The 18,789-nt window shown below is 71.3% G+C and carries 23 protein-coding genes; 6 read left to right on the top strand and 17 right to left on the bottom strand.

Going from position 1 to position 18,789, the window contains the following annotated elements; translation table 11 throughout:
* Positions 1 to 189 precede the first annotated feature (189 nt).
* Together AB0F52_RS22345 and AB0F52_RS22340 are read right to left on the bottom strand one after the other, a co-directional pair.
* Complete coding sequence (locus tag AB0F52_RS22345; RefSeq protein WP_360174002.1) at positions 190 to 1,290, bottom strand: NAD/NADP octopine/nopaline dehydrogenase family protein; 1,101 nt, start codon at positions 1,288 to 1,290, stop codon at positions 190 to 192.
* A 120-nt stretch (positions 1,291 to 1,410) separates the two neighbouring features.
* Positions 1,411 to 2,535: a nucleotide pyrophosphatase/phosphodiesterase family protein gene (locus tag AB0F52_RS22340; RefSeq protein ID WP_360173999.1), complete on the bottom strand. Its 1,125-nt coding sequence runs from the start codon at positions 2,533 to 2,535 to the stop codon at positions 1,411 to 1,413.
* Between the two features lie 45 nt (positions 2,536 to 2,580).
* Here AB0F52_RS22340 and AB0F52_RS22335 point away from each other — a divergent pair, with 45 nt between their 5' ends.
* Complete coding sequence (locus AB0F52_RS22335) at positions 2,581 to 2,790, top strand: zinc ribbon domain-containing protein (RefSeq protein WP_360173996.1); 210 nt, start codon at positions 2,581 to 2,583, stop codon at positions 2,788 to 2,790.
* Between the two features lie 6 nt (positions 2,791 to 2,796).
* On the opposite strand, the gene AB0F52_RS22330 is transcribed toward AB0F52_RS22335, so the two are convergent.
* Complete coding sequence (locus tag AB0F52_RS22330; RefSeq protein ID WP_360173993.1) at positions 2,797 to 3,915, bottom strand: PLP-dependent transferase; 1,119 nt, start codon at positions 3,913 to 3,915, stop codon at positions 2,797 to 2,799.
* A 58-nt stretch (positions 3,916 to 3,973) separates the two neighbouring features.
* On the opposite strand from AB0F52_RS22330, the gene AB0F52_RS22325 reads away from it, so the two are divergent.
* A complete protein-coding gene (locus AB0F52_RS22325; protein WP_360173990.1) occupies positions 3,974 to 4,450 on the top strand; it encodes an Lrp/AsnC family transcriptional regulator in 477 nt (158 codons plus the stop codon).
* 2 nt (positions 4,451 to 4,452) lie between these two features.
* On the opposite strand, the gene AB0F52_RS22320 is transcribed toward AB0F52_RS22325, so the two are convergent.
* Entirely contained in the window at positions 4,453 to 4,977 is a 525-nt protein-coding gene (locus AB0F52_RS22320) for an adenylate kinase (RefSeq protein ID WP_360173987.1), read from the bottom strand.
* Positions 4,961 to 5,425 (bottom strand): Lrp/AsnC family transcriptional regulator, encoded by a 465-nt coding sequence (locus tag AB0F52_RS22315; protein WP_360173985.1) that lies wholly within the window; start codon positions 5,423 to 5,425, stop codon positions 4,961 to 4,963. The genes AB0F52_RS22320 and AB0F52_RS22315 overlap by 17 nt, the downstream gene beginning before the upstream one ends.
* A 93-nt stretch (positions 5,426 to 5,518) precedes the next feature.
* On the opposite strand from AB0F52_RS22315, the gene AB0F52_RS22310 reads away from it, so the two are divergent.
* From AB0F52_RS22310 to tsaA, 3 genes are read left to right on the top strand one after another with little or no spacing between them, the layout of a single operon-like run.
* Positions 5,519 to 6,358: an LLM class flavin-dependent oxidoreductase gene (locus tag AB0F52_RS22310; protein ID WP_360173982.1), complete on the top strand. Its 840-nt coding sequence runs from the start codon at positions 5,519 to 5,521 to the stop codon at positions 6,356 to 6,358.
* Entirely contained in the window at positions 6,355 to 6,780 is a 426-nt protein-coding gene (locus AB0F52_RS22305) for a nucleoside deaminase (protein ID WP_093948181.1), read from the top strand. Before AB0F52_RS22310 ends, AB0F52_RS22305 begins: the two co-directional genes overlap by 4 nt.
* Positions 6,781 to 6,791: 11 nt before the next feature.
* A complete protein-coding gene (gene tsaA, locus AB0F52_RS22300; RefSeq protein ID WP_360174034.1) occupies positions 6,792 to 7,187 on the top strand; it encodes a tRNA (N6-threonylcarbamoyladenosine(37)-N6)-methyltransferase TrmO in 396 nt (131 codons plus the stop codon).
* A 151-nt stretch (positions 7,188 to 7,338) separates the two neighbouring features.
* Here the strand turns inward: tsaA and AB0F52_RS22295 are convergent, their stop codons facing one another.
* The 10 genes from AB0F52_RS22295 to nucS form a co-directional block, all read right to left on the bottom strand.
* Positions 7,339 to 9,105 carry a 3-hydroxybutyryl-CoA dehydrogenase gene (locus tag AB0F52_RS22295; protein ID WP_360173978.1) on the bottom strand — a complete coding sequence of 589 codons (1,767 nt, stop codon included), beginning with the start codon at positions 9,103 to 9,105 and terminating at the stop codon, positions 7,339 to 7,341.
* A 118-nt stretch (positions 9,106 to 9,223) separates the two neighbouring features.
* On the bottom strand, positions 9,224 to 9,895 hold the full coding sequence (dhaM, locus tag AB0F52_RS22290; RefSeq protein WP_360173975.1) for a dihydroxyacetone kinase phosphoryl donor subunit DhaM: 672 nt from the start codon (positions 9,893 to 9,895) through the stop codon (positions 9,224 to 9,226).
* Positions 9,892 to 10,521: a dihydroxyacetone kinase subunit DhaL gene (gene dhaL, locus AB0F52_RS22285; RefSeq protein ID WP_360173972.1), complete on the bottom strand. Its 630-nt coding sequence runs from the start codon at positions 10,519 to 10,521 to the stop codon at positions 9,892 to 9,894. Before dhaL ends, dhaM begins: the two co-directional genes overlap by 4 nt.
* Complete coding sequence (dhaK, locus tag AB0F52_RS22280; protein WP_360173969.1) at positions 10,521 to 11,522, bottom strand: dihydroxyacetone kinase subunit DhaK; 1,002 nt, start codon at positions 11,520 to 11,522, stop codon at positions 10,521 to 10,523. Before dhaK ends, dhaL begins: the two co-directional genes overlap by 1 nt.
* 67 nt (positions 11,523 to 11,589) lie before the next feature.
* Complete coding sequence (locus tag AB0F52_RS22275) at positions 11,590 to 12,582, bottom strand: DUF3558 domain-containing protein (RefSeq protein WP_360173966.1); 993 nt, start codon at positions 12,580 to 12,582, stop codon at positions 11,590 to 11,592.
* A gap of 47 nt (positions 12,583 to 12,629) precedes the next feature.
* Entirely contained in the window at positions 12,630 to 12,920 is a 291-nt protein-coding gene (locus AB0F52_RS22270) for a hypothetical protein (protein ID WP_360173963.1), read from the bottom strand.
* Between the two features lie 9 nt (positions 12,921 to 12,929).
* A complete protein-coding gene (locus AB0F52_RS22265) occupies positions 12,930 to 14,627 on the bottom strand; it encodes a sodium:solute symporter family protein (protein ID WP_360173960.1) in 1,698 nt (565 codons plus the stop codon).
* A 211-nt stretch (positions 14,628 to 14,838) separates the two neighbouring features.
* Positions 14,839 to 15,615 carry a hypothetical protein gene (locus AB0F52_RS22260; protein ID WP_360173957.1) on the bottom strand — a complete coding sequence of 259 codons (777 nt, stop codon included), beginning with the start codon at positions 15,613 to 15,615 and terminating at the stop codon, positions 14,839 to 14,841.
* Positions 15,616 to 16,375: 760 nt separating this feature from the next.
* Positions 16,376 to 16,582 carry a DUF1653 domain-containing protein gene (locus tag AB0F52_RS22255; protein ID WP_360174031.1) on the bottom strand — a complete coding sequence of 69 codons (207 nt, stop codon included), beginning with the start codon at positions 16,580 to 16,582 and terminating at the stop codon, positions 16,376 to 16,378.
* A gap of 28 nt (positions 16,583 to 16,610) precedes the next feature.
* On the bottom strand, positions 16,611 to 17,270 hold the full coding sequence (gene nucS, locus AB0F52_RS22250; protein WP_285476211.1) for an endonuclease NucS: 660 nt from the start codon (positions 17,268 to 17,270) through the stop codon (positions 16,611 to 16,613).
* Between the two features lie 37 nt (positions 17,271 to 17,307).
* Between nucS and AB0F52_RS22245 the strand changes: the two genes are divergently transcribed.
* Positions 17,308 to 17,853: an NUDIX hydrolase gene (locus AB0F52_RS22245; RefSeq protein ID WP_360173954.1), complete on the top strand. Its 546-nt coding sequence runs from the start codon at positions 17,308 to 17,310 to the stop codon at positions 17,851 to 17,853.
* On the opposite strand, the gene AB0F52_RS22240 is transcribed toward AB0F52_RS22245, so the two are convergent.
* Both AB0F52_RS22240 and AB0F52_RS22235 read right to left on the bottom strand, forming a co-directional pair.
* Positions 17,825 to 18,289: a DUF2867 domain-containing protein gene (locus AB0F52_RS22240; protein ID WP_360173951.1), complete on the bottom strand. Its 465-nt coding sequence runs from the start codon at positions 18,287 to 18,289 to the stop codon at positions 17,825 to 17,827. The genes AB0F52_RS22245 and AB0F52_RS22240 overlap by 29 nt on opposite strands.
* Positions 18,286 to 18,786 (bottom strand): TetR/AcrR family transcriptional regulator, encoded by a 501-nt coding sequence (locus AB0F52_RS22235; protein ID WP_360173948.1) that lies wholly within the window; start codon positions 18,784 to 18,786, stop codon positions 18,286 to 18,288. The genes AB0F52_RS22240 and AB0F52_RS22235 overlap by 4 nt, the downstream gene beginning before the upstream one ends.
* Positions 18,787 to 18,789: the final 3 nt, after the last annotated feature.

Below are 18,789 nucleotides of genomic sequence, written 5' to 3'. Positions count from 1 at the left end.
CCGGATACTTCGACCTGCGCGACATCAGGACATCCTCCCTCCAGACCACTGTCTGGAATCAAGGTGTCCGGCCCCACGGGGCAACTCCAAGTGATGCCCCTCCAATCACGTGTGATGCCCGCCCAGTCACACGTGATGCCTCTCCAGTCACACGTGATGCCCGCCCGAACACGGGAGACCCGGCGGTACTCAGGCCGCCCGGTCCCCCACCCGGCCGGCGGCGCCCAGCCGGTGCAGGATCGCGTCGTGGGCGAGGCCGTGCCAGCCGAGGCGGCGGAGCGTGCGGCCGGTCCGGCGGAAGTCCTCGCCGCCGAGCACGGACATGATCGTGATCGCCGCGTCGACCATCGGCGTGGGGACGCCCGCGCACCGCGCGAGTGCCTGCAGCGGCACCAAGGTGGAGCGGATGTCCTCGGTGAGGAACCGGTGGTCGAGGCTGGTCGGTGCGGCGATCGTCCGGTACGGCTTCACCGTCCGCAGCGCGTCGAGCAGCGTCGTCGCCGGGCAGCCGTAGTAGCGGTCGAGGACCTCGGTCATGGGAAGCAGCCGGGCGCCGTAGGCGGCCGCGACGGCGGCGAACTCGGCCTCGGTGCGTTCGAGCAGGGCGATCGTCCGCGCCGAGACGCCGTCGACGTAGAAGAGCAGTTCCTCCGCGCGGTCGATGGTGCCGAGGTTGGCCAGCGCGATCGGCACGTGCGCGACCGCGCCGAAGTCGTGCAGGCCACGTTCCACCGGGTTGCGCGCGACCTCCAGCATCGGGAACCACTCGCACAGCAGCCCGGCGCGCCGGCCGACGGCGGCCTCGGTGCTGCCGGAGATCAGGTTCCAGCCCTTGGCGCCGAGCACGGTCACCCCGCCGGTCCCGGACGGCCGTGCGGCGAACAGCGCGTCGGTCTCGACGACGTCGACGTCGGGCGCCCCGGCGGCGGCGAGCGCGTGGGCGAACTCGACACTCCCGCAGAGCTTGCCGGAGAACAGCACCACCACCTGCCCCGGACGCAGGTGCGGCGCGAGCCGGGCGGCGACCTCCGGGTAGGCGGTGGTCACGGTGGCGACCAGGACGACGGCCCGCGCACCCAGCCCGGCCGGGTCCGCGGTCACCTCCCGGAGCGGGAACCGCCCGTCGAGCACCCCGTGCGCGACGATCTCCCGGCGGCGCGCGATCTCCCCGACGGCCTCGAGATCCCGCGTGCAGAGGTGCACGGGCAGCCCTCGCGCGGCGAGGTAGGCGGCCACGGCCCGTCCCTCGCCGCCCGCCCCGACGACCCCGATCCCGTCCAGCACGCTCATTCCGCCCACTCCCGTCAGTCCGGCACGCAGTGGACAGGTCGGCACCGGGAGGCGGAAAGTTCCCACGCAAGACGAACGTGTCGTCCACCCGGGTACGCGTGTCGTCCACCCGGGTACGGCCTACCCCTGGGCCAACGCCAGCGGCACCAGCTGCTCGGCCGTGGTCAGCGACCCGTGCTGCCCGATCAGCGACGTCTCCACGGCCTCCGCGAGCCCCCGGACCATCCCGAACCGGTCCCGGGCCGCGGCGACGACGTCGCCGATGCGCGGCAGCACCCGGTCGCTCACCGTGTGCCCGAACCAGCCCTCCGCGACCGCCTCCTCGCGCGAGCGCACCCAGGCCCGCTCGCCCAGGACCTCACGCCAGGCCGCCAGGACGTCCGCGGCCGCGCCCGGCTCGGTGTAGACGTGCCGCGCGCGGACCTCGCCCCCGAACGTCCGGACGCCGGCGAGCAGCTCCGGGGCGTCTTCGAGGTCGAGCTTGTCCTCGACGGTCACCATCCCGTGGTCGGCCACCACGGCGAGCAGCGCACCGGACGGCAGACCGTCCACAAGGGACTCGACGAGCCGGTCGATCTGGCGCAGCTGCATGCGCCAGGCGGTCGAGCCGGGGCCGTAGACGTGCCCCAGCAAGTCGAGTTCGCTGTGGTAGGCGTAGCAGAACGCGCGCCCGTCCAGCACCGACAACGTCCGTGCGGCGAGGTCGCCCAGCGCGTGGACCCCGGCGTACTGCGCCCCGCTCTGGGTGGCCAGCGTCAAGGCCGTGTCGCGGAACTGGGCCGAGGAGACCACGGCCGCGTCGATGCCCGCCGCGGCGGCCCGCTCGAACGTCGTCGGCAGCGGCTGCACCTCGCGGGGCGGGAGGGCGCCACGCAGATCGCTGCCGTCTTCGTGGCTGCACCAGCGCAACGCGTTGAGCACGCCGGTGCCGGGCATCTCGAACGTGTAGCCGACCATCCCGTGCTCGCCCGACGCGAGCCCGGTGCCGATCGCGGCGACCCCGGCGGCCGTCGTCGACGGGAAGCCCACGCGCAGCGACTCGCGGGCGAGCTCGGTCAGCACCGGGGCGTCCGCGGCGTGCTCGGCGAGCAGCTCCCAGCCGAGCCCGTCGACGAGCAGCACGCCGGCGCTGCGTGCCTCCGGCAACGCCAGGACGTTCCCGCAGCCGGGCACCCCGAGCGCGGCGAGCAGGGACGGGACGACCTGGCCGAGGTGCGGGACGTCGGCGAGCGAGGGCGGCTGCACGCGCCCAGCTTCCCATCCCCGGGTGCCTCCGGCGATAATCACGGCATGCCGACCTACGCCTACCGCTGCCGCGAGTGCACCGAGACGTTCGAGCTCCTGCGCCCGATGAGCGAATCCGGCGCGCCGGCGACCTGCCCGGAGGGCCACGCCGACACCGTCAAGCTGCTCACCACGGTCGCCCTCACCGGGGCCGCGAGCGGTTCCGCGGCCCCGGCCGGCGGTGGCGGCTGCTGTGGTGGCGGCTGCTGCGGCTGACCAGGCTCAGCCGGCCTTCAGCGCCTGCTCCAGGTCGGCCCACAGATCTTCGACGTCCTCGAGGCCGACGGACATCCGGATCAGCTGGTCGGACACACCGGCACCGTGCCGATCACCCTCGTCGACGATCCGGTGGCTGATGGAGCCCGGGTGCTGGATCAGCGTGTCGACGCTGCCGAGGCTGACCGCCGGCGTGATCAGCCGGACCGCCCCGATCAGGGCGTGCGGGTCGCCGTCGACCTCGAACGCCACCAGCGGGCCGCCGATCCGCGGGTAGTGGACGGCGGTCACGGCCGGGTGCTCGCCGAGCCGTGACACCAGCGTCGCCGCGGTCGCGGACGCGGCGTTGACGCGCAGCGGCAGCGTGGAAAGCCCGCGCAGCAACAGGTATCCGGCGAGCGGGTGCAGCACGCCTCCGGTCGCGAAGCGGATCTGGCGCAGCCGCGCGGCTTCCGGCGCGTCGCACGCGACGATCCCGCCCATCACGTCGCCGTGGCCGCCGAGGAACTTCGTCGCGCTGTGCAGCACCATCCGGGCTCCGTGCAGGCCGGGTCGCTGCAGGACCGGGGTGGCGAACGTGTTGTCCACCAGGAGGGGCACCTCGCCACAGGCCCGGGCCAGCTCGGCGATGTCCGCCTCGGCCAGGGTCGGGTTCGCCGGCGTCTCGACGAACACCAGGCCGGTGTCCGGCCGCAGCGCGGCGGTGACGGCGCCGGGTGCGGCCCAGGTGACGTCCGTGCCGAGCAGGCCGGACTCGAGCAGGTGGTCGCTGCAGCCGTACAGCGGGCGCACGGCGACGACGTGCCGCTTCCCTTGCGCCACCGCGGAAAGCAGGCAGGCCGAGACGGCGGCCATGCCGCTGGCGAACGCGACGCCGTGGTCGAAGCCTTCGAGCTCGGCGAGCGCGCGCTCGAACCGTTCGACGGTCGGGTTGCCCACCCGGCCGTAGATCGGCGGGCCGTCGAGTTCGGCGCCGGCGGCGAACGCGTCGATCCGGGCGGCTTCGGCGGCACTGTCGCGGGACGGGTAGGTCGTGGACAGGTCGAGCGGAGCGGCGTGCACGCCGAGGTCCGTGAGATCGTCACGGCCGGCGTGGACGGCCCGCGTGCGCAGCGAGGAAGTCATGCGAGCATGGTCGAGCTTTCACCGGACCAGGAGCAACACTCTCGGATATCATTCGGCGATGTCCGCTTCCGTCGAACTGAGTCCGGTCGATCTCGAAATCCTGCGCCTGCTGCAGAACGATGCCCGGATCACCAACAAGGACCTGGCGGCCGCGGTCGGCATCGCCCCGTCGACGTGCCTGGACCGGGTGGCCCGGCTGCGGGACACCGGCGTGATCACCGGCCAGCACGCGTCGGTCGACGCGGCGAAGCTCGGGCGGCCGCTGGAGGCGTTCCTGTTCGTCCAGGTCCGCCCGCACCGGCGGCCGCTGGTGGACCCGTTCATCGAGCACCTGCTCTCCCTGCCGGAGGTGCGGGCGGTCTACCACCTGACCGGGCCGGACGACTTCCTCGCGCACGTCGCGACCAGCTCCGCCGGGGAGCTGCAGCGGCTGGTCCTCGACGAGCTGACCGCGCGGGACGAGGTCGCCCGCGTCCACACCAACCTGGTGTTCCAGCACTGGAGCGGCGGTCCGCTGCTGCCGCCGGACGCCTGATGTCAGAGGGTCTCGAGCCAGCGGCGGGTCTCGCGCGGGGACGTCAGCCGCACGACGGCCGGGCCGGGCGACTCGACGGCCCACGCGCGGATGCGGGCCCGCTTGCGCGCGAACGACCTGAAGTGCCAGCGGATGATCGAGTCGGCGGAGAACACCTGGCGCAACGACTCGACGTTCCCGTTGCAGATGCGCTTGCGCGTCACCGTTCGCACCAGCGTCCGGCGCACCAGGCGGCCCAGCGAAAGCCAGCGCGGGTAGTCGAGGCCCACGATCAGCTGCGTGCGGGGCAGGACGAGGTCCTGCCACGAGCTGTAGACGGCGTCGAGGACCCAGCGCTCCTGCGCACACACCTCGGCGATCCGGCGGCGCTGTTCCTCGTCGGGGGTGCCGACCCAGCCCGGCTGCCAGGTGATGTCGTCCGCGGCGTGGTAGGGCAGGCCGGTCCGCTCGGCGATCCGGGCCGCGAGCGTCGACTTGCCCGAGCCCGTCACGCCGACGACGACGATGCGGTCAGGCACCGAGGTCACGGGCGGGCTCCCGCGGTCCGCGGTAGGGCTGCGTCTGGCTGTAGACGAGGTTCGTGGTCGTGCTGCCGAACTGGGCCAGCTCGTCCACCGTCTGCTCGAGGTGGGCCATGGAGGCCGCGGCGATCTTGAGCGTGTAGCAGTCGTCGCCGGTGGTGCGCAGGCACTCGAGGATCTCGAAGCGCTCGCCGAGCAGCTTGTGCAGCGGCTCGTGCCGGCTGCCCGGGTACTTGAGCCGGACCACGGCGAGCACCGGGTAGCCGACCTTGCCGAGGTCGATTTCCGCGCGGTAGCCGCTGATCACGCCGGCGGTCTCGAGCCGCCGGAGCCGTTCGGTCGCCGCGGACGCGCTCAGGTTCACCCGGCGGCCGAGCTCGGTGAGGGGCAGCCGGGCGTCGCGCTGGAGCTCGGCCAGGATGGCCCAGTCCGTCGCATCGAGACTCTCGGTCATCCGCCGAACATACCGTGGGATCCACGGCGGAACGGGCCGAACGCCGTGAGCGATCCCTTCCGGTCCGGGCTCGTCCGCCGATAGCCTTCTGCGGTGAAGATCGGCGTGAACGTCCCCAATTTCGGACCCGGCACGGACCCGGGCGTCCTGCGCGCCTGGGCGCAGACGGTGGAGGGGCTGGGCTACGACCTGCTGATGGTGTCCGACCACGTCGCCATCACCCCGGACGTCGCCGGGCAGTACCCGGCGCCGTTCTACGAGCCGTTCACGACGTTGTCCTGGCTGGCCGGGGTCACGCAGCGGGTGCGGCTGGGCACCACCGTGCTGGTGGTGCCGTACCGGCATCCGCTGCTGGTGGCGCGGATGGCGGCGAACCTCGGCGAGCTGAGCGGCGGCCGGCTCGTGCTCGGGGCCGGCATCGGCTGGGCGAAGCAGGAGTTCGACGCGCTGGGCGTGCCGTTCGAGCAGCGGGGCAAGCTCACCAGCGAGTACCTGCGGACGATCCGCGCGGCGTGGGCCGAGCGCGACGACTACCGCGTGGATCCGATCCCGCTGTGGCTGGGCGGGCACAGCGACGCCGGGCTGCGCCGGGCGGTGGAGCTCGGCGACGCATGGCACCCGCTGCGGCTGACGATGGCCGGGTTCCGGGAAACGCTGGGACGCCTGGAAAGGCTGGCCGGCGACCGGCCGCTGCCCGCGTTCGCGCCGCGGATCCTGTTGCGCGTCACGGCGGCGCCGGTGACCGGGCCGGAGCGGCGAGCCGGCGAAGGCACGCTCGAGCAGGTCATCGACGATCTGGCGCAGTTGCGGGCAATGGGGGCGGAGACCGTCGTGCTCGACCCGTTCGACTCGGACCCGGCCGAAACGCTGCGCCCGGAGGGGGCGTGGCGAGACCTCGCGGCGGTGGCCGCGTCCTGGAGGGAGAACCTGTGAAGGACACCGAAGAAGCCTTGCTGCGGCGGGCGATCGAGCTCGCCCGCGAGGCGCGCGAAGAACACGGCAACCCGCCGTTCGGCTCCTTGCTGGCCGACGCCGACGGCAAGATCCTGGCCGAAGACCGCAACACCTCGCTGACCGACAACGACATCACGGCCCACCCGGAACTGAAGCTGGCCCGCTGGGCGGCGCAGAACCTGGACCCGGAAACCGCGGCGGCCACGACGATGTTCACCAGCACGCAGCCGTGCGGGATGTGCACCGGCGCGATCGAACGGTCCGGGCTCGGCCGCGTCGTCTACGCGTTGTCGACGGAGCAGTTCCTCACGCTGCGCCCGCCGGTCACCTGGGGGTACGAGCTGGAGGGGCCGGCGCTGTTCGACGAGGCCCGGGTGCCGGTCGAGGGCTACTACCGGTGACGAGCTACCAGGTGCGCCCGGTGGCGCGCATCGAGTCGCCCCTGACGGACCGCTCGACGGCTCCGAAGCAGGGCGACGAGGGCGCGCCGCCGTCCCGGGTGGTGTTCGCCCCGGAGTTCACCCCGGCGGCGGCCGACCTCCGGCCGGGCGACCGCCTGGTCCTCCTGACGTGGCTGCACGAGGCGGACCGCGACGTCCAGGCCGTCCACCCCCGCGGCGACCGGGACCGGCCGAGCACCGGCGTGTTCTCCACGCGCTCGCCGGACCGCCCGAACCCGATCGGCCTCCACACGGTCACGGTGACGGCGGTCGAGGGAGCCACGGTTACGGTCACGGGCTCGGAAGCCATCGACGGCACCCCGGTGCTCGACGTGAAACCGGTCCTCGGCGAGGTGGCCGAGCGCTGACCCGGACGATCACGGTCCGGGCAACGGGGTAACGGCCATCGTCGACCCGGCGACCTCCTCCGTGCGATCGGAGCAACGCCCGCGCCGGTTCGCCGGGCGCACCGGCCGTCACCGCCGGGCCGGCATTCGACCTCTGCGGCACGTTCACTGATCAGTAGTCCTTGAAGCCCTTCCCGGTCTTCCGGCCCAGCCGCCCGGCCGTCACTAGGTGCTCCAGCAGCGGCGCCGGCGCGAAACCCTCCTCGCGGAACTCGTTGTACAGCGTCCGCTGGATCGCCAAAGACACGTCCAGCCCGACGACGTCCAGCAGCTCGAACGGGCCCATCGGCAGGCCGCAGCCGACCTTCATGGCCGTGTCGATGTCGTCCGCGGCCGCGTAGTGCGCCTCCAGCATCTTCACCGCGTCGTTGAGGTACGGGAACAGCAACGCGTTGACGATGAAGCCCGCGCGGTCGCCGCAGTGCACCGCGTGCTTGCCCACCGTGGCGCAGATCGCGCTCGCCGTCGCCACCACGTCCGGGGCCGTCGCGATCGTCGACACCACTTCGACCAGCTTCATCACCGGGGCCGGGTTGAAGAAGTGGAGGCCGACCACGTCGGACGGCCGGGACGTCGAGGCGGCGCACTCGATCACCGGCAGCGATGACGTCGTCGTCGCCAGGACCGCACCGGGGCGGACCACTTCGTCCAGCGCCGCGAACACCGCCTGCTTGACCGGCAGCTCCTCGGCCACCGCCTCGACGACCAGGTCGACGTCGGCCAGGGCCTCGAAGTCGGTCACCGGGGTGATCCGGGCCAGCGCCGACGCAGCGTCCTCTTCGGACAGTTTGCCCTTGACCACGGCCTTGTCGAGCGACTTCTTGACCCGAGCCACCGACGCCTGCGCCTTCTCCAGGCTCCGGGCGCGCAGCACGACGTCGAGGCCGCGCTTGGCGAACACCTCCGCGATGCCGGTCGCCATCGTGCCGGTGCCGACCACGCCGACCCGCGCCACCGGGCGCGGCGGCACACCGTCCACCGTGGACACGACACCGGAGGAGACCACGTTGGGCGAGTCCGGGGCGTCGTAGGTGTAGAAGCCCCGGCCGGTCTTGCGGCCCAGCAGACCCGCCGTGATCATCTGCTTGAGCAGCGGCGCGGGCGCGTGCAGGCGGTTGCGGGACTGGTGGTACATCGTGTCGAGGATTTCGTTCGCGGTGTCCAGCCCGATCAGGTCGAGCAGCGCGAGCGGGCCCATCGGGTAGCCACAGCCGAAGCGCATCGCCGCGTCGAGGTCCTCGCGGGTGGCGTAGCGCTGCTCGTACATCCGCACGGCGTGGTTGAGGTAGCCGAACAGCAGCGCGTTGGCGATGAACCCGGCGCGGTCGCCGATCACCACCGGCACCTTGCCGAGCCGCTCGGCGAACTCGACCACTTCGGCGACCACGTCCGGCTCGGTCACCACCGTCTTGACGATCTCGACGAGCTTCAGCACCGGTGCCGGGTTGAAGAAGTGCATGCCGACGACCTTGCCGGGCCGCGCGGTGTGCACGCTGATCTCGGTGATCGACAGCGACGACGTGTTGGACGCGAAGACCACCTCCGGCCGGGTGATCTTGTCCAGCTCGGCGAAGACCTCGGCCTTCAGCTCGAGGCTCTCCGGGATCGCCTCGATCACCAGGTCCACTTCGGACAGATCCGACAGCGACGTGCTGTACCGGATCCGGCCCAGCAGCGCCGCCCGCCCGGGCGCGTCCAGCTTGCCGCCGGAGAGCGCCCGTTCGGTGGAGTGCTCGAGGTGGCCGCGGCCACGCTCGGCACCCGCCTCGTCGAGCTCGACCGTGACGACGTCGAGCCCGCTGCGCGCGAGCACTTCGGCGATACCGGCCCCCATGGTGCCCAGGCCGACCACACCGACCGTCGAGATGTCCCGCGCCATCGAGGCCTCCAGAGATGTTACTCGCTGGTAATTGCCCCGACTCTCCCACACGGAACCGCCGGAAGCCCAGACGGAATCGAGTCAGTACCGCTCAAGTCACCCGGCCGAGCGCCCGGCTTCACTCGCCGAAATTGCCGTCCACCAGCTCTTTCGCCTTCTCCAGCGCGGCGGAGGCCTGCGGCCCGCGCGCCCGTACGCGGATCCGGTCGCCTTGGCGCGCGCCGAGCGACATCAGGGCCAGGACGCTGTGGCCGTCGGCCTCCTGGTCGCCGAGCCGCACGATCACCTCGGCGTCGAACGCGCTGAGCGTGCGCACGAGCACCGCGGCGGGCCGGGCGTGCAACCCGACCTCGTTGTGCAGCTCCAGCTCGATTTCGGCGGCGTCGGCCGGAGCCTCGGCCGGCGCCAGGTCCTCGGGGAGGCCGGCCGACGCGGCGGCCTCGGCCACCGCCTTGCCGCCCTGCCCCGCCTGCGCGGCGACCGCCGCCGCGATCGCGCCCTCGACCAGCGGCCCGTCCGCGACGATCGCGGCCGAGGGGTCGGCCAGCGATTCGACGGCGAGCTCGGCCGTCATCTGCGCGCTGCCCAGGTCGTAGAGCAGCACGACGCCGTCGCCGGAGTCGGCGCGCTGAGTGGCGGCGACGACCTCGTCGTAGTCCGTGCCGATCGAGCCGTCGGAGAGGCCGCCGGCGGGAATGATGGTGACGTCCGGGGCCATCTGGGCGGCCAGCTCGGCCAGGCCTTCGGCGAGCTTCGCACTGTGCGACACGAGCACGATTCCCACGCTCACCGGGCGGCCTCCGCGAACGCGCGCAGCAGCAGCGCCGACGACTGGGCGCCGGGGTCGAGGTGCCCGACCGCGCGCTCGCCGAGGTAGGACGCCCGGCCCTTGCGCGGCACCAGGTCCACTGTGGACTCGGCACCGGTGTCGGCCGCGTCGGCCGCCGCGGTCAGCACCGCGGCGACGTCCGCGCCGTCCCCGGCCGCCTTCTCCGCAGCCGCGACCGCGGGGATCAGGGCGTCGACCATGGTCGCGTCGCCGCCCACGGCCTTGCCGCGGGCCTGGACGCCTTCGAGGCCCGCCCGCAGCGCGTCGAGCAGCGCCGGGACGTCGAGCTCGGCGGCCGGGCCCAGCTTGGCCGAGGCACGCAGGAAAGCCGTGCCGTACAACGGGCCCGCGGCTCCGCCGACCTTGGAGATCAGCGTCGTCGCGACGAGCTTCAGCACCCCGGCGGGGGTGTCGGGCACAGCGGAATCGAGCGCCGCGACGACGGCCGTGAAGCCGCGGTTCAGGTTCTCGCCGTGGTCGCCGTCGCCGATCGCGCGGTCGAGGTCGATCAGTTCCCCGCGGTGCTCGGCGACCACCGCCGCGGCGGCGCGAACGGCCGCCGCGACCCCCTCGGCCGTGCAGGCCATCAGAGCCCCCACCGCAGGGCCGCGGTGTTGACCGGGGCGTCCCAGAGCTCGGTCAGTTCGTCGTCCAGTTTGAGCAACGTCAGGCTCATCCCCTGCATCTCGAGGCTGGTGATGTACGGGCCGACCAGCCGGCGTTCGACCACGATCCCACGCTCGGCCAGCAGCCGCTCGGCGATGCCGTGGGCCAGGTAGAGCTCGACGAGCGGGGTGCCGCCCATCGAGTTGGTGAACAGCAGCACGCGGTCGCCGGAGGCGAACGGCAGGTCCGAAACGACCGCCTCGACCAGCCGCGCCACCAGCTCGTCGGCCGGCTCGGCCGGAATCCGCTCGCGGCCGGGCTCGCCGTGGATGCCGATGCCGAACTCGAACTCGTTGTCGTCGAGGTCGAAGCTGGGGGTGCCGGCGTGCGGCACGGTCGGCGCGGTGAGCGCGACGCCGATCGACCGGACCTGGCCGATCACCTTCTGCGCCAGCGCGGTGACGGCGTCGAGCGAGTCGCCGCGCTCGGCGGCGGCGCCGGTGATCTTCTCCAGCAGCACGGTGCCGCCGACCCCACGGCGGCCCGCGGTGTACGTCGAGTCCTTGACCGCGACGTCGTCGTCGATCACGACGCTGCGCACCTCGAGGCCCTCGGCGGCGGCGAGCTCGGCGGCCGTCTCGAAGTTCAGCACGTCGCCGGTGTAGTTCTTCACGATGAGCAGCGCGCCCGCTTCGCCGGTGGTCGCGGTGACCGCGGCCTGCACCGCGTCCGGCGTCGGCGAGGTGAACACCGCGCCGGGGACCGCGGCGGCGAGCATGCCGTGGCCGACGAAGCCGCCGTGCAGCGGTTCGTGCCCGGACCCGCCACCGGAGATGACGGCGACCTTGCCCGCGACCGGCGCGTCGGCTCTGATCACGACGTCCGGGTCGTACTGGACGCGGAGGATGTCGGCGTGCGCGGCGGCGAGCCCCCGCAGCGACTCGGCGACCACGTTCGCCGGATCGTTGATGATCTTCTTCACGGCAGCCTCCGGCACATCGGCGGGTGGGGTGCCCCCTTCCTACCTCTCCGCGCGGCGCGCCGCCAGATCAGGGGCGGGGGAGCTTGGTGACCACGTTCTTCGCGACGGCCACCGCCTTGCCGCACGGATCGCTGTCGTTGTCGTCATAGCCCTGGTAGTCCACCTGGGCCAGTTCGACGTCGTCGCCCTGCCACGGCCGGTGCTGCCACTCGACCTTGCAGCGGGCCGAACCGCCGGTCGCCTGCTTCTGGAAGCCGGTCACGCCGTTGCCGAGGTCCACCTTGGAGTAACCGTCGCCGACGAGCGGCGGCAGGCCGGGCCGGAACCCGACCGTCACCGACGGGCCCCGGTCCCGCCACTCGCAGGAGTGCAGGCCCGAGGGGGCGGGCTTCGCCGCCGTCACGACGGCGGTCACCGCCGCGGTGTCGGCCATCGCGCACGGATCGGCGGTCAGCACCGTGCCCGCGGGCGTCGAGTACTTCTCCGGCGAGTTGTGCAGCTTCTGGACGACGGAGTCGGCGAACGCCTGCCCGGGACGGCAGGGATCACCGGCGTAGGTGACCGACACCGCGAGCGCCACGTCCGGGTTCAGCGCCGTCATCGCCGCGACGGTGCAGTCGGTGTCTCCGGTCTTGTTCACGCGCAGCGGCAGCCCGCCGACCACCCCGGCCGTCTTGTCGGCCCGCGGCACCACCGTGCTGCCGATCTCGAGCTCGAACCGGATCTCCTTGCCGCCCGGGTCCTTCACCTTGTTGCTGCAGGTGTCGAAGGCGATGGACGACGGCGACGGGTCGTTCTCGACCGTGCCGAGGCCCCGGGCGCCGAGGGCGGCCTTCGTCAGGAACTGGCACGGCTGGATCGTGCGGAGCACATCCGTCGCCACGGCGGCATCGGTGATCGGGCCGTCGGCGACCTGGCCGGAGCCGGCCGCGGCGGGCACCGTCGTCCGGGCGAAGTTGGACTTGCCGAGGTCCTGGCCGCACGCCGTCAGCGGCAGCGCGAGCGCGGTGACCAGCAGGAACAGCTTCGGGAGACGGGAGCGCCGAACGTCAGGGAGCACGCGAAGCACGGTAGCGGCACCCTCGCGCCACTGTCCGGACAACCCGGCTATTCGCCCGCCGCCGTCGGTGTGTCGCCGGTCTCGGTCTCGGTCTCCGCCGGCACGACGAGCGGCCGGACCAGGGCCCAGGTGACGAACAGCGCGGCGACCACCAGCATGCCGAGCCCGGCCCACAGGTTGATGTTGACGTCGGCGGCCTTCTTGATCTCCTCGTCGGAGGTGAAGCCGATCCCCATGACGGTGAGGATGACGCCGTAGACGCCGATCAGCAGGGCGATGATCAGCCGGATGTCGAAGGCGCCGGCCTTGTGTGCGCGCGGCTGCGACTCGGTAGCCATTCCGACCTCCTAGAAGATGATGTTGAGGGCGATGGTCAGGACGAGCACGATGCCGGCGAGCAGGCCCGGCTTGCGGTACCAGCCCGCGTTCTCGCCGGTCGCGTCGTGCTGGCGCGTCTCCTTCGGCGTGAGCGAGTAGACGAGGCCGACGAGTTCCTCGTCCGGCTTCGGCTTGGTGGCCAGCGAGACGACGACGCTCACCACGATGTCGACCACGAAGGCGACACCGGCGGCCACGAAGCTGGTGCCCTGGCCCTCCAGGCCGATCACCCCGGCCTGCGACAGGCCCCAGATCGTGATGGCGGACGCCGTGCCCAGCACCAGGCCGCTCCAGCCGGCGTGCGGGGTCATCCGCTTCCAGAACATGCCCAGGATGAACGTCGCGAACAACGGCGCGTTGAAGAAGGAGAACAGGTCCTGCAGGTAGTTCAGGATGTTGCCGGAGTTCGACGCGATGAAGGCGGTGCCGATCGCGAGGATCGTGCCGGCCGACGTCACGATGCGGCCCAGGTTCAGGTAGTAGTGGTCCGGCTTGTCCTTCTTCACGTACGTCTGCCAGATGTCGTACGTGAAGACCGTGTTGAACGAGCTGAGGTTCGCGGCCATGCCGGCCATGAACGAGGCCAGCAGACCGGCGATCGCGATGCCGAGCATGCCGTTCGGGAGCAGGTCGCGCATCAGCAGCAGGAGCGCGTTGTTGAACGTGACGCCGCTTTCCGCGGTGCCGCCGTCCAGCAGGACCTGCTTGTCCTTGACGTACTCGGACACGGTGACCGCGGCGATCATGCCGGGGATGATCACGATGAACGGGACGAACATCTTCGGGAACGCGCCGATGATCGGGGTCCGCCGCGCGGCGGACATGCTCTTCGACGCCATCGCGCGCTGGACCTCGACGAAGTTCGTCGTCCAATAGCCGAAGGAGAGCACGAACCCGAGACCGAAGACGATGCCCAGCACCGAAAGCAGGCTGTTGCCGAAGCCGGTCAGGTTGTCACCGGGCCACGAGTGCAGCTGAGCGGTGCCGCCCGGGCTGTTGGTCACCTTGTCGACCAGGCCCTGCCAGCCGCCGACCTTGACCAGGCCGATGATCGTCAGCGGGACCAGCGCGATGACGATGACGAAGAACTGCAGGACCTCGTTGTAGATGGCGGCGGAGAGGCCGCCGAGCGCGGTGTAGGAGAGCACGATCGCGGCGGCGACGATGATCGACACCCACAGCGGCCAGCCCAGCAGCAGGTTGACCACGCTGGCCAGCAGGAAGAGGTTCGCGCCCGCGATGAGGATCTGGGCCGCGGCGAAGCTGACGCCGTTGACCAGGTGGGCCGGCTTGCCGAAGCGCCGTCGCATGAACTCGGGGACGCTGCGGACCTTGGAGCCGTAGTAGAAGGGCATCATCACGATGCCGAGGAACAGCATCGCCGGGATGGCGCCGATCCAGAAGTAGTGGACGGTCGGCAGGCCGTACTGGGCGCCGTTGGCCGACATGCCCATGACCTCGACCGCGCCGAGGTTCGCCGAGATGAACGCCAAGCCGGTGACCCAGGCCGGCAGGGAGCGGCCCGACAGGAAGAAGTCGAGGCTGCTCGACACCTGCCGCCGCGCCAGGTACCCGATGCCGAGCACGAGCACGAAGTAGAACGCCAACTCGATGTAGTCGATCGCGCTCGCGTCGAGTCGCAGGTTCGCATCGGCTAAGACGAGCACCCGACCCACCTCCGGCAGTACTGTTTTCAACAGGACAAGTCAGACAGGACAACAACCGACAGGAATCACCACCACCCTGTCGGATCCGGACAGTACTGCATGGATTCAGGCTCGGCACGCTGACGTGTCCACAAAGGCCGGAGGGCGCGCCTCCCCCGGTCACCACCAGGGGAAACGCGCCCTCGTTCTCGCGCCGCGGGAGCGGCCGGCATCACCGATCGGTCGGTACCGCGATCTCGCCGTCCTCCTCGATCAGCTTGGCGAGCACCGCGTCGGGCAGGTAGGTCCGGTGCGGGAAGCCCGGCCCCCAGGAATTGAGCAGCGGCACGGCGCCGAGCTCGTCGGCACGCGGGTTGGCGAGCACGGCGTGCACGTCGTCGACCGACTTGGCCCAGCGGAACGCCTTGAGGCCCTGCTTGGCTTCGGGGGTGTACTGCTCCCGGACGTGCCAGTCGTCGCCCGCGTAGGACTCGTCCCACAGGACGTGCCCGGTGTCCTTGAGCACCTCGGCGGCGGCCCGGACCGACGTGCCGTTCTCGTCACCGGGGTTGGTCTCGGGCCACTCGTCGCGCTTCTTGGCCGAGTCCCAGAGCCAGCGGGCCGCGTACTCGCTGCCGTTGAAGATCGACATGCACCGCGACCAGCCAAAGCCGACGCAGGCACCTTCGTGGCCCTGGTCGTAGAACGCGTACCAGGCGTCGGTGTCCGGGGTGCCGCCCGGCTCGAGGCACACGCAGTGGCCGCCGCGGATGTGGCCGAGTTTCTTGACGCCGGCCTTCGCGATGAAGAACTCGCCGGACTTCTCGTCCTGTTCCGGCGTGTCGAAGGCCGAGTACCAGTTGACGCCGATCACGACCGGCGACCGGGTGGGCCGGTCTTCGTCGGCCAGCGCGCCGAGCGGATACCTTTCCACGTGCCGCCAGTCGTCCGGAATGAACCGGCCCAGCCGCGGGTCGGCCGGATCGGAACCGAGTGGGCGATAACGCATGACTTCCTCCTCCGTGCAGGCAAGAATGCGCGCACGTCGGCCGGATGACATGCGCACCACGAGCTCGAAGGCGGACTGAAACGTTGGCACGACGAAGAAAGACGGCCGAGCGCACCACCCTCCGGCCACGCCGGACGCACCGGCGGAACCCCTCGAATCGAGTGTCGCACGACCCCGGCGAATAGGATCCCGAACTCACCCGAACAGCGCATAAATAGCGATAAAAAATTATCTCCCCACTGCGCGCCGGCCTATCGGGTTAACGATTTCCTGGCGGAGTAACAATCAGCGGATGAGATACGTCGATTTCGGCATCGATTCGGTATCGCCACCGAGACCACCCCTTCGGGCAGCTGAGGGGTCAGTTTTTCAACGACCCGCGATCAGCCGGCCACCCACCGGCCGGCGCTGCCGAGGCCGATCGAGCAGCCCACTTCGATAGCCGCCGGGGCAGGGCTTCGCCGACCAGGCTCACCCAGTCCAGTGCCCCGCCTCGGGGACGAGAACCGGCCAGGGTGAACAACTCCTCGTTCTTCCGGCCCGATCTGCTCCAGCCGCACGGCAACGCAGCGGCCACCGAGCGCGGGGGCGGCCCGGACCACGGATACGGGTAAACCCGAGCTGACGGGTGTCGATTTCCAACACGTGGCCACCACCTCGTGCTTCGGTCGTCTTCAGCTCCGACGCCGGCGTCTTGCCCGACGGGGAGGCGGCGAGCCGGGGCAACTCGGTCAGGACATCCGGCGGCCTGCGGGACCGGTCAGTCCGCTACCCGCCGGAACCGCGGAACCCGGCCGGCCGGTGTCTCGACGGTCTCGGTGAACATCGCGGCCGGGCGGACCCACAGCCCGCGCTCGCCGTACAGGGCCCGGTACACCACGAGTTCCTCTTCGGTCTCGCTGTGCCGGGCCACGCCGAGCACCTCGTACTCGCCGCCCTTGTAGTGGACGTACCGGCCCGGCTCCACGTCAGACACGTCGAACACGTCGGACACGTCAGAACAGCCGGAACTCGTCGGACTCGATGCCGCGGAGTTCGTCGTAGTCCAGGGTCAAGCAGCGGATGCCGCGGTCCTCGGCCAGCGTGCGGGCCTGCGGCTTGATGATCTGCGCCGCGAAGACGCCCTGCACCGGCGCCAGGAGCGGGTCGCGGTTGAGCAGTTCCAGATAGCGCGTCAGCTGCTCGACGCCGTCGATTTCGCCGCGGCGCTTGATCTCGACCGCCACCGACTTGCCGTCGGCGTCGCGGGCCATGATGTCGACCGGGCCGATCGCCGTGGGGAATTCGCGGCGGACCAGCGTGTAGCCGTCGCCGAGGGTCTTGATGTGCTCGGCCAGCAGTTCCTGCAGGTGCGCCTCGACGCCGTCCTTTTGCAGGCCCGGTTCGACGCCCAGGGCCTGCGAGTAGTCGTGGAAGACCTCTTCGATCGAGATCACCAGTTTCTCGCCCTGCTTGTTTTCGACGATCCAGAGCTTGCCGTCCTCGATCAGCCAGCACGGCGGGCTCATCCAGTTCAACGGCTTGTACGCACGGTCGTCGGAGTGCACCGACACCGAGCCGTCGGACTTGACGAGCAGCAGGCGGGTGGCCATCGGCAGGTGGGCGGTAAGGCGGCCGGCGTAGTCGACCTGGCACCGCGCGATCACGAGACGCACTCGAGGAGGGTAGGACAGGGTCGGTGATACTGGGCGCGTGGACCCCATTCAGCGTGTCGCGTCCCGCGAGGTGTACCGGAACAACTGGATGACGGTGCGGGAGGACGAGATCCGCCGCCCCGACGGCTCGCCGGGCATCTACGGCGTGATCGACAAACCCACCTACGCACTGGTCATCGCCCAGGACGGCGACCGGTTCCGGCTGGTCGAGCAGTTCCGCTACCCGCTCGGCGAGCGGCGCTGGGAGTTCCCCCAGGGCACCGCACCGGACCTGGCGGACGTGCCGCCGGCCGAGCTCGCCGCGCGGGAGCTGCGCGAGGAGACCGGGCTGAGCGCCGGCTCGATGGTCCTGCTCGGCCGGCTCGACGTCGCCGCCGGCATGAGCAGCCAGCGCGGCTGGGTGTTCCTCGCCACGGACCTCACTGAAGGCGAGCCGGAGCGCGAGCACGAGGAGCAGGACATGCGCAGCGCGTGGTTCGCGCGCGCGGACATCGAAAAGATGATCCTCGCGGGCGACATCACCGACGCGCAGTCGATCGCCGCGTGGGCGCAGCTCATGCTGGCCGAGCGGCACCGGCCCTGAGCATCCCGCGGATCACCAGGTGGTGGAACGGCTTGATCAGCGCGAAGTAGGCCGGGCCGACGCGGTTGTGGAAGTGCACGATCGTGCCGAGCCGGAAGCCGCGCGGCACCGCCTCGAAGGTCAGGTACCCGGTCAGGTGGCTGTCGTCCACGCCGGCCACCAGGTACCGCTCCGGATCGCCGGACCGGACGGTGAAGAAGGCGACCCGGTCGCCGGGCGCGAAGCCGACGTCCTCGGGCCGGAGCCGGCCGGTGCGCGGGACGGACGCGGTGTCCAGCCGCAACGCCTTGGCGAGCACGTACCGGACCCCGAACAGGGCCTTCACCCAGGGCGGCGACCAGCCGAAGACACCCGCGACGAACTCGCGCAGGCTGTTCTCGCTCTCGATCTCCTTGAACTCGACGTAATCGGCGCCATCGACGTACGGCTCGGTCATTTCCGTCTCCCCAGTACGAGTTCCAGTGCGTCCTTGAGCTGCCGGCCGGTCAGCGGCGGCACGACCTGCCCCGCCCCGACGACCACCAGGTACAGCGCCCGCGCGAGGCCGGCGTCGCCGCTGATCTCGGTCAGGTAGGCCACGCGGGTCGAGTCCACGCGCTCCTGGACCGCCCGGGCTTCGGCGTCCTGCAGGGCCCACGCCCGGACGGCGATCTCCAGCTCCGGCCCGGGCCCCGGCGCGAGGACGAGTTTCAGCAAGGCGCCCAGCCGGTCGCCCTCCGCCGCTTCGGCCTGCGCCACGAACCGCGTGGTGCGTTCGGCCTCGAAGTGCTCCAGCAGCGCGGTGCGGTAGCCGGTCATGCCCTTGAAGTGGTGGTAGAAGGAGCCTTTCGACAGCCCGAGCCGCTCGGTGAGCCGCTCGATGGTCACCGAAGGCGCGCCCTGCTCCGCCAGCAGCACCAGTCCCGCGTCCAGCCAATCCCGTTTGCCCGCCATGGC

Source organism: Amycolatopsis sp. NPDC024027 (genome assembly GCF_040638975.1).
In the GTDB taxonomy this organism is placed as follows: domain Bacteria; phylum Actinomycetota; class Actinomycetes; order Mycobacteriales; family Pseudonocardiaceae; genus Amycolatopsis.
This window is presented reverse-complemented; position numbering and strand designations above follow the sequence as displayed.